Source organism: Haloarcula amylolytica JCM 13557, from assembly GCF_000336615.1.
Taxonomy (GTDB): Archaea; Halobacteriota; Halobacteria; order Halobacteriales; family Haloarculaceae; genus Haloarcula; species Haloarcula amylolytica.
Window position 1 is genome coordinate 67988 of the sequence record NZ_AOLW01000008.1, and the last position, 8174, is coordinate 76161.

Annotated in this window: 7 protein-coding genes and 1 pseudogene (1 of these 8 cut by a window edge); 7 read left to right on the forward strand and 1 reads right to left on the reverse strand. The window is 63.1% G+C overall.

Annotated features, from left to right (window positions below):
• The 6 genes and pseudogenes from C442_RS03450 to flaJ form a co-directional block, all read left to right on the forward strand.
• A pseudogene (locus C442_RS03450) lies at nt 1-596 on the forward strand (FlaD/FlaE family flagellar protein); it begins 1010 nt to the left of the window's first position.
• The gene (locus C442_RS03455) at nt 580-1017 is read left to right on the forward strand and encodes a flagellar protein F (RefSeq protein WP_008307843.1); all 438 of its coding nucleotides are present in this window, start codon (nt 580-582) and stop codon (nt 1015-1017) included. The pseudogene C442_RS03450 and the gene C442_RS03455 overlap by 17 nt, the downstream one beginning before the upstream one ends.
• 1 nt (nt 1018) lies before the next feature.
• Nucleotides 1019-1474, forward strand: a complete 456-nt coding sequence (locus C442_RS03460) for a CARDB domain-containing protein (RefSeq protein ID WP_008307845.1) — start codon at nt 1019-1021, stop codon at nt 1472-1474.
• Nucleotides 1471-2232, forward strand: coding sequence for an ATPase domain-containing protein (locus C442_RS03465; RefSeq protein ID WP_004515259.1), 762 nt, complete (start codon nt 1471-1473; stop codon nt 2230-2232). The genes C442_RS03460 and C442_RS03465 overlap by 4 nt, the downstream gene beginning before the upstream one ends.
• A 14-nt stretch (nt 2233-2246) precedes the next feature.
• On the forward strand, nt 2247-3920 hold the full coding sequence (locus tag C442_RS03470) for a type II/IV secretion system ATPase subunit (protein ID WP_008307847.1): 1674 nt from the start codon (nt 2247-2249) through the stop codon (nt 3918-3920).
• 2 nt (nt 3921-3922) lie between these two features.
• A complete protein-coding gene (gene flaJ, locus C442_RS03475) occupies nt 3923-5671 on the forward strand; it encodes an archaellar assembly protein FlaJ (RefSeq protein ID WP_008307849.1) in 1749 nt (582 codons plus the stop codon).
• Between the two features lie 370 nt (nt 5672-6041).
• Here flaJ and C442_RS03480 read toward each other — a convergent pair whose 3' ends face one another.
• On the reverse strand, nt 6042-7139 hold the full coding sequence (locus C442_RS03480) for an aminopeptidase (RefSeq protein WP_008307850.1): 1098 nt from the start codon (nt 7137-7139) through the stop codon (nt 6042-6044).
• Between the two features lie 243 nt (nt 7140-7382).
• Between C442_RS03480 and C442_RS03485 the strand changes: the two genes are divergently transcribed.
• Nucleotides 7383-8174: NADP-dependent phosphogluconate dehydrogenase (locus C442_RS03485; protein ID WP_275039404.1), on the forward strand; the 792-nt coding region annotated here is incomplete at its 3' end.

Below are 8174 nucleotides of genomic sequence, written 5' to 3' on the forward strand. Positions count from 1 at the left end.
ACCTCTTCGACGAGGTCATCGAGGACGACGGGAGTGACGAGGCCGAGGCGGCTACGGAAGCCGAACCGGAACCCGAGGCAGCCGTGGAACCGGAGCCAGAGCCGGAACCCGAGCCAGCCGTGGAACCGGAGCCCGAGCCCGAACCGGAACCTGAACCGGAGCCGGAACCGACTGCCACACAGACTGAGACGGCGGCCACCGGCAGTAGCGACGAGGCAGTGGCAGACGACGGCTCGGCCGCCGATGCGGACGACGACGGGAAACCGTACCTGGCGACGATGCCGGAAGGGTTCGCAGCGGACCTCATCATCGTCGAGTGGCTCGAGTTCCTGGTCCAGCACTCGGGCTACCGCGAGACGGCTCGCGCCATCGACTACTACGAGACTATCGACTGGATCGACGAGTCGGTCGCGGACCAGCTCAAGGAGTACCTCCGCGGCTTCAACGACGTGAACGACACCGGGGATGGGCTGTCTATCGACCACCACACGGAGAGCCTGCACTACATCTCGCAGCTTGACAGTGACAGCGGGGCTGACGCCGTTGCGCTCTCGAAACTGGTCGGTGGAGGTGGTTCCGATGGGATTCAGCGTTAGCGGCTCGGCAGCCGTCATCTTCGTGGCCGCGTTCATCGGCTTCGGAATGTTCTACTCCGCGACCGCGAACAGCTTCGAGCGCGTCAACGACGCTCGCGAGGACCAGCGAGACCGACTGCTCGACCAGCAAAACACCGACATCTCGCTTGTCTCGGCGACGTGGAACGCAAGCGGCAGCGAGAATCTCGTCGTGACCGTCGACAACACTGGCTCCGAGACGCTGTCGGTGGAAGCAACCGACCTGCTGGTCGACAACGACTATCAGGCGGGCTATGACACGACCGTTGACACCGACCCCTCGACGGATATCTGGGCGTCACAGGAGCGGTTAGAGATTACCGTCACCTCACTCAGTAGTCAGCCCGACCGGGTGAAAGTCGTCACCGAGAACGGCATCGCCGAAACGATGGTGGTGAGCTAACATGGCGAGCGTCTCCGTCTCACACCTGATCCTGTTCATCGCGTCGATGGCCATCGCTGCGAGCGTTGCCGGCGTATTCACGAGCAGTATCGGCGAGCTAAGCAACGCTGTCTCGGAACAGGGGCTGGACGTGAGCAGCGACGTTCGGACCGACGTGGAAATCATTTCCGACAGCGGTAGCGACACCATCTACGACAGCGGCGCGAACACAATCACGGTTCACGTCAAAAACACCGGATCGGAGACGTTAGCGCCAGTCCCCGGACAGATAGATGTGTTCGTCGACGGCACCTTCGCCACCGACTACACGGTGACGCTGGAGCCGGACGGCGGTAACAGCTGGCGGCCCGGTGAAGTCGTCCGAATCGAGATCAACCGCAATCTCGACCTCAACAGCGACCACCGCCTCAAGCTGATTGTCAACGGCGACGAGGAGGTGTTCGAGTTCAACACATGAGTATCGCAAGTACTGACCTATTCTCGCTCGGACTGGACGATCACGACCGACTGAACAAGGAACTGGGCGGTGGTATCCCGCCCGGCAGTATCATCCTCGTCGAGGGTGACTACGGGGCCGGCAAATCCGCCATGAGCCAGCGGTTCACCTACGGCCTCTGTGAGGAGGGCCACGAGGTGACATACCTCTCAACGGAACTCACCGTCGGGAGCTTCCTCGACCAGATGCACTCGCTGTCCTATGACATGGTCGACCACATCCTCGACGAGGACGTGCTGTTCCTGCACGCCGACATCGGCGAGTCGAACGCGCTCACCGGCGGTGACGAACAGTCCGACCGGAAGGAACTCCTCAAGCGACTGATGGAGGCCGAGGTGATGTGGGACGCCGACGTCGTCGTCATCGACACCTTCGACGCTATCCTCCGGAACGACCCCAAGTTCGAGGCCCTCGTCCGGCAAAACGAGGAGCGCCAGGCCGCACTGGAGGTCATCTCCTACTTCCGGGACGTCATCTCCCAGGGCAAGTGTATCATGCTCACCGTCGACCCGTCGACGCTCGACGAGGAGGCTATCGGTCCGTTCCGGGCCATCGCTGACGTGTTCATCGAACTGGAGATGATCGAGGTTGGCAACGACGTGCGCCGGCAGATCAACGTCCTCCGATTCGCCGGCATGGGCGAGCAGGTTGGTGACACCATCGGGTTCTCGGTCCGTTCGGGAACCGGCATCGTCATCGAATCGCGCAGCGTCGCCTAGAGGTGATATAAGATATGACAGACCACGGACGTGCGAAACCGTCGGACGAACTTCGACAGATGGCAGCGCGGCGGCCCCACCTGCGGGACCACCTGAAGAAGTTCAAGCAGATCACCGGTGAGTTCCCGATGCTCATCGACGAGGCCGACGACGAGTACGAGACGAACCGGCCGAACGTGCTCTACCCGGTCGGCGGCCCCATCTTCTGTCATATCTACGGCGACGTTGGCCAGGACATGAAGTACTACGCCATCGAACCGGAGCTGGACGAGGACGAGCGGGCCGTCTTCGGGAAGGTCCGGAACCGCCTGCTCCAGCGCAGCGTCAACAAGCCCGCGCCCGAAAACGAGGCCCAGTTCGACGACCGTATCGAGGAACTCCTGCAGGAAACCACCAAAGTCCGAGACGAAGACAGCGACAGCGGCGTCCTCACACGCCTGTCGAACTTGACCGACGTGAACAGCGTCGAGGTCACACAGGAGACCTACGAGAACATCCTCTACCGGCTGAACCGCGATATCGTCGGCCTCGGCCCGCTCGAACCGGTCATGCGCGACCCGGCCAACGAGGACATTCACGTTATCGGCCGAAGCGAATGCCACGTCGACCACGGGGTCTATGGCATGCTCGAAACCACCGTCGAGTGGCAGAGCGAGGAGGCCTTCGACCAGTGGCTCCGCAACATGGGCGAACGGATGGGCGACCCCGTCTCTGACTCTGACCCTATCGTCGACTCGACGCTGCCGGACGGGTCACGTCTGAACCTCATCTACTCCGACGACGTGAGCCTCAAAGGCCCCTCGCTCACTATCCGTCAGGGCGACGAGGTGCCGCTCTCCATCTTCCAGATTACCAAGTGGATGACGCTGTCGCCGCAACTGGCCGCGTATCTCTGGCTCTGTCTGGAGAACGAACAGACGGTGTTCGTCGTCGGGGAGACGGCGTCCGGGAAGACGACGACGCTGAACGCCATCACCTCGTTCATTCCCGACGACGCGAAGATCTACACCGCGGAGGACACCGCCGAGGTGCTGCCCCCGCACAACACCTGGCAGCAACTCCTCACCCGTGAGGGCGAAGACGAGGGAACCAGCATCGACATGTTCGATCTGGTCGCCGCCGCGCTGCGTTCCCGCCCCGACTACATCATCGTCGGGGAGGTTCGTGGTGAAGAGGGGCGGATGGCGTTCCAGGCCGCCCAGACCGGTCACCCGGTGATGCTGACGTTCCACGCGAGCGACATCGTTTCGATGATTCAGCGCTTCACCGGCGAACCCATCAACGTCCCCGAGACGTTCATGGACGTGGCCGACGTGGCGCTGTTCCAGAACCGCGTCAAGCAGGGCGATCAGGTCCTGCGCCGCGTGACGAGCGTTCAGGAGATCGAGGGGTACTCGAAGGAGATGGACGGTGTCGTCACCCGGCAGGTGTTCAACTGGGACCCCGTCGAGGACGAAATCATCTTCCAGGGGATGAACAACTCCTTCGTCCTCGAAGAGCAGATCGCGACCCTCCTGGGGTACGAGGACACGCGTGACATCTACGACGACCTCCAGTTCCGTGCTGACATGATCGAGCGGGCCATCCAGGAGGGTATTCTGGGGTATCACGAAGTCAACGACTTCATCTCCGACTTCCAGCGTGACGGCGTCGAAGGGATTCCGTTCAACATCGCCAGGCCTGACTAACGATGGCACAGGGCGAAGCCGAAAGCGGACTCGACCTGACGATATCCGAGACGATCCAGTCGCTCGTGGAGTCCTACCGCCAGATGACGATCCCGCTGGAGCGGTATCTCTTCCTCATCCTGCTGCCAGCCGTCGCCTTTTTCGCTATTTCCACGGTCGTCGCCTTACTGCTGGATCAACCCCTTGCGGTCCGAGCACCGATTCCCCTGCTTGGATTTCTGGTGATGGCGTCGGCGATTTTCTACCCAAAGATCCTCCTGAGCCAGCGCAAGCGCGAACTCAACAACCGGTTTCACCTGCTTATCACGCACATGACCGTGCTGGCGACGACGAAGATCGACCGGATGGAGGTGTTCCGAACGCTGGCCGAGGAAGACGAGTACGGCGAACTCGCGATGGAGATGCACCGCATCGTCCAGCTAGTCGACACCTGGAACCTGAGCCTCGACGACGCCTGTCGTCGCCGCGCCAAACAGGTCCCGAGCCGCGCAGTTTCGGACTTCTTCGACCGCCTCGCGTACACGCTCGGGGCCGGGCAGGGACTCGACGATTACCTCCTGACTGAACAGGAGCAGATCATCCAGCACTACTCGACGGTGTACAAGAGCTCGCTCGACAGCCTGGAAGTGATGAAAGACCTCTACCTCTCGATGATTCTGTCGATGACGTTCGCGCTGGTGTTCGCCGTCGTTCTGCCGGTGCTGACCGGAACGAACCCGACGATGACCGTCAGCGCCGTCATCGTGATGTTCGTGTTCGTCCAGACCGGCTTCTACCTTGCCATCCGATCGATGGCGCCCTACGACCCGGTGTGGTTCCACCCGGTCGACTACCCGTCGCCGATCGAGTCCAAGCTCAACAAATCGATGGTCGCCGGCGTGGGACTGTCGATGCTGCTCGTGTTCATCACGATTGGGGGGATGCTCGGTATCTCGCCGATCACGCTGAACGACCTCTTTTTCATGTTCGACGAGGTGCCGCTGCCCCTCTATGCCGCCGCGCCGATAACCCCGATGATCATTCCCGGTATCGTCTTCCGGCAGGAGGAACAGCGCATCAAGGACCGCGACTCGGAGTTCCCGAACTTCATCCGTGCGCTCGGGGCGACCGAGGGCGCGAAACAGTCCACGACCGGTACAGTGCTTCGTACCCTCCGCAAGAAGGACTTCGGCGCGCTCTCTCCGAACATCGACAACCTCTACAAACGGTTGAACATGCGGATCGAGCCGACCGCTGCCTGGCGCTTTTTCACCGCGGACTGTCGCTCCTATCTCATCCAGACCTTCTCCGAGATGTACCTCATCGGCCGCGAGATGGGTGGATCGCCCAAGCAACTGGGCGAGCTCATCTCCGAGAATATGAACCAGGTGCTGCAACTCCGCCAGAAGCGCAAGCAGGCGACGACGACGCTCGTCGGCCTCCTCTACGGGATGACCGCCGCGTCGACCTTCGCCTTCTTCATCGGCCTCCAGGTCGTCAACATCCTCGCGGGCATGTCGCTGGACCTGTCCACCGGGAGCCGGCTCGACGCCGCGTCGCTCATCAACACGAGCGTCTACAACATCCCGCTCATCGAGTTCCTGCTTGTCATTATTATCATGTTCGGCGCGATGCTGTCGTCGCTGATGATCCGGACCGTCGACGGCGGCCACAACGCCAACACGTACATGCACTTCGTCATGCTCTCGTGGATCGGCGCTATTACCGGGACGTTTACGAAGTGGCTGGTGTCGCAGTTCCTGTCCATCTAAATTTTTACTTCGGGGGGTGTCCTCGGCCGCTTCGCGGCCTGCGAGCACCCCCACTCGCAAAAATTTAGTACAAAAACGACCTCCGAGTCGCGGCCTGCGGCCGCGCTCGGAGTGAAACTGCTCGCTCCGCTCGCGGTACTCTTCGAACACTACCCCGAAACAGACCTCCCCTTCCCCGGGTCACGCCACGGAGGGCGCTCCCGGCCAGCGGCATCGCGACAGCGACTCCCGGCCCACGACACCGCGACAGCGACTCCCGGCCCACGACACCGCGACAGCGACTCCCGGCCCACGACACCGCGACAGCGACTCCCGGCCCACGACACCGCGACAGCGACTCCCGACCTACAGCACCGTAGTACCGCGACAGCTATCCCTCGAAACTGTCTTCCCAGCGGAACAGCCCGTCTTGCTGGACGACCTCGCCGTCGACTTCGAGTCGCGACCCCTCGCCCATCGTCGTGATGAGGTCCTCGTGGACGGCGCTGTCGTTTCCTGATTCGCCCTCAGGGAGGCAGGCGTCGTACGCGCGCCCGAGCGCGAGGTGGACCGTCCCGCCCATCTTCTCGTCGAAGAGGATGTTGTCGGTGACGCGGTCGACGCCGCGGTTCATCCCGATGCCGAGTTCGCCCAACTGGCGAGAGCCGCCGTCGGTCCCGATGATTTCGTCGATGACAGCCTCGCCCTGCTCGGCCGCCCAGTCGACGACGACGCCGTCCTTGAACGTCAGCTCGACGTTTTTGACGCGGCGGCCCTGTATCGTCATCGGCACGTCGAAGGTGACGACGCCGGCGGTGTCGTAGGGGGCGGTGAACACCTCGCCGGAGGGGAGATTGTGTGAGTCGTAGGCCACGCTGGCGGCGGAGTTGACGGCGATGCGGCCGTCGATGAACAGCGTGATGTCCGTCCCGTCAGCCACGATTCGGACCTCTTTGCCGTCGTCGAGGATATCCTTCAGTTGGGCCTGTTCTTCCGCCAGTGCCTCCCAGTCCCGCAGCGTCGCGTCGTAGACGAAGTCCTTGTACTCGGCGTAAGCCATCCCGGCCTGCTGGGCCATCGCCCGCGTCGGGTGCTGGGTCGACACCCAGTCGGTGTCCAGACGGGCCTCCCTGATTGCCTGCCGAGCCGTCGAGTACGCCTGCCGCTGGTCGCTGTCCACGTCGGCCGTCTCGGTAGTGTTCCGCGACCCTTTCAGGAACAGGACGCTGTCGGCCCGTTCGTACAGCGCCAGTTCGTACTCGGGGTTCTCGCTGAATGACCCGTCGTGGGCCCCCAGATAGGCCCGCGTGAGTTCGTCGGACTGGTACGTCGACAGGAGGTTCGCGCCAACCTCGCCGAGTTGCTCGGCCACCGCGACCGCGAGGTCGTGGGCACCGTCCTCGACGGCCACGACCACGTCGTCGCCCGCGTCGATGCGAGCGCTCCAGTCGACCAGAATCCTGGCGTGTTCGCGTATGCGGTCGTCCATATTCCCACCAGGAGTGGCCGGAACAAAACGGCGGTGGTCCCGGGATTACAACAGATGATGTGATTGTATTCCGTGGATTTTTTGCGTCCCAGAGCCGGAGTGTCCGGTGCAGTACGGGACAGGACTCGTGGCAACTGCTGGCTCCCACGACCGCTTCCGAGATGTCGGCTGGGGCGGTACCATGACTGACGACGGCACGGGTGGTGTTCGTGCCACGCTTTTCTGTCGAACCGCAACCCCTACCTGTTCGGTCGGCGACTCCCCGGTATGGAACTTGGCGTCATCGGACTCGGACGCATGGGCCGCATCGTGGTCGACCGCGTGCTCGAAGCCGGCCACGAGGTCGTCGTCTTCGACATCGACGAAGAGAGCGTCGCTGACGCGGCGGACGCCGGCGCTCGGCCGGCGTCGTCCATCGCAGATCTCGCGGAGAAACTCGGCTCGGAGAAACGGATCTGGCTGATGGTCCCGGCGGGTGACCCGGTCGACGCCGCGCTGGACGAACTGGCTCCGACACTCGATGGCGACGACATCGTGGTCGACGGCGGCAACTCCTACTTCGAGGACTCGATCCGCCGCGCCGAGTCGACCGACGCGGCCTACCTCGACTGTGGCACCTCCGGCGGCCCGGCCGGTGCGGAACTGGGCTTCTCGCTGATGGTCGGCGGCCCGGAGTGGGCCTACGACGAACTGGTCCCCGTTTTCGACGCCGTCGCGACCGGCCCAGACGGCCACGACCGGATGGGGCCGGCCGGCTCGGGCCACTACGTCAAAATGGTCCACAACGGGGTCGAGTACGCGCTGATGCAGACCTACGGCGAGGGCTTCGAACTGCTGGCCAACGGCCGGTACGACCTCGATCTGGAATCGGTCGCCAACACCTGGAACAACGGGGCCGTCATCCGCTCGTGGCTGCTGGAGCTCTGCGAGGAGGCGTTCCGCGAGGAGGGCAACGACCTCGGCGACGTGGCCGACCGCGTCGAAGGCGGGTCGACTGGGACGTGGACCGTGCAAGAAGCGCTCGAACAGGAGGTG

Bases quoted from the DNA above. Each gene is read 5' to 3' on its own strand.
- C442_RS03455 (WP_008307843.1), top strand. From the start codon at position 580: ATGGGATTCAGCGTTAGCGGCTCGGCAGCCGTCATCTTCGTGGCCGCG.
- C442_RS03460 (WP_008307845.1), top strand. From the start codon at position 1,019: ATGGCGAGCGTCTCCGTCTCACACCTGATCCTGTTCATCGCGTCGATG.
- C442_RS03465 (WP_004515259.1), top strand. From the start codon at position 1,471: ATGAGTATCGCAAGTACTGACCTATTCTCGCTCGGACTGGACGATCAC.
- C442_RS03470 (WP_008307847.1), top strand. From the start codon at position 2,247: ATGACAGACCACGGACGTGCGAAACCGTCGGACGAACTTCGACAGATG.
- flaJ (WP_008307849.1), top strand. From the start codon at position 3,923: ATGGCACAGGGCGAAGCCGAAAGCGGACTCGACCTGACGATATCCGAG.
- C442_RS03480 (WP_008307850.1), bottom strand. From the start codon at position 7,139: ATGGACGACCGCATACGCGAACACGCCAGGATTCTGGTCGACTGGAGC.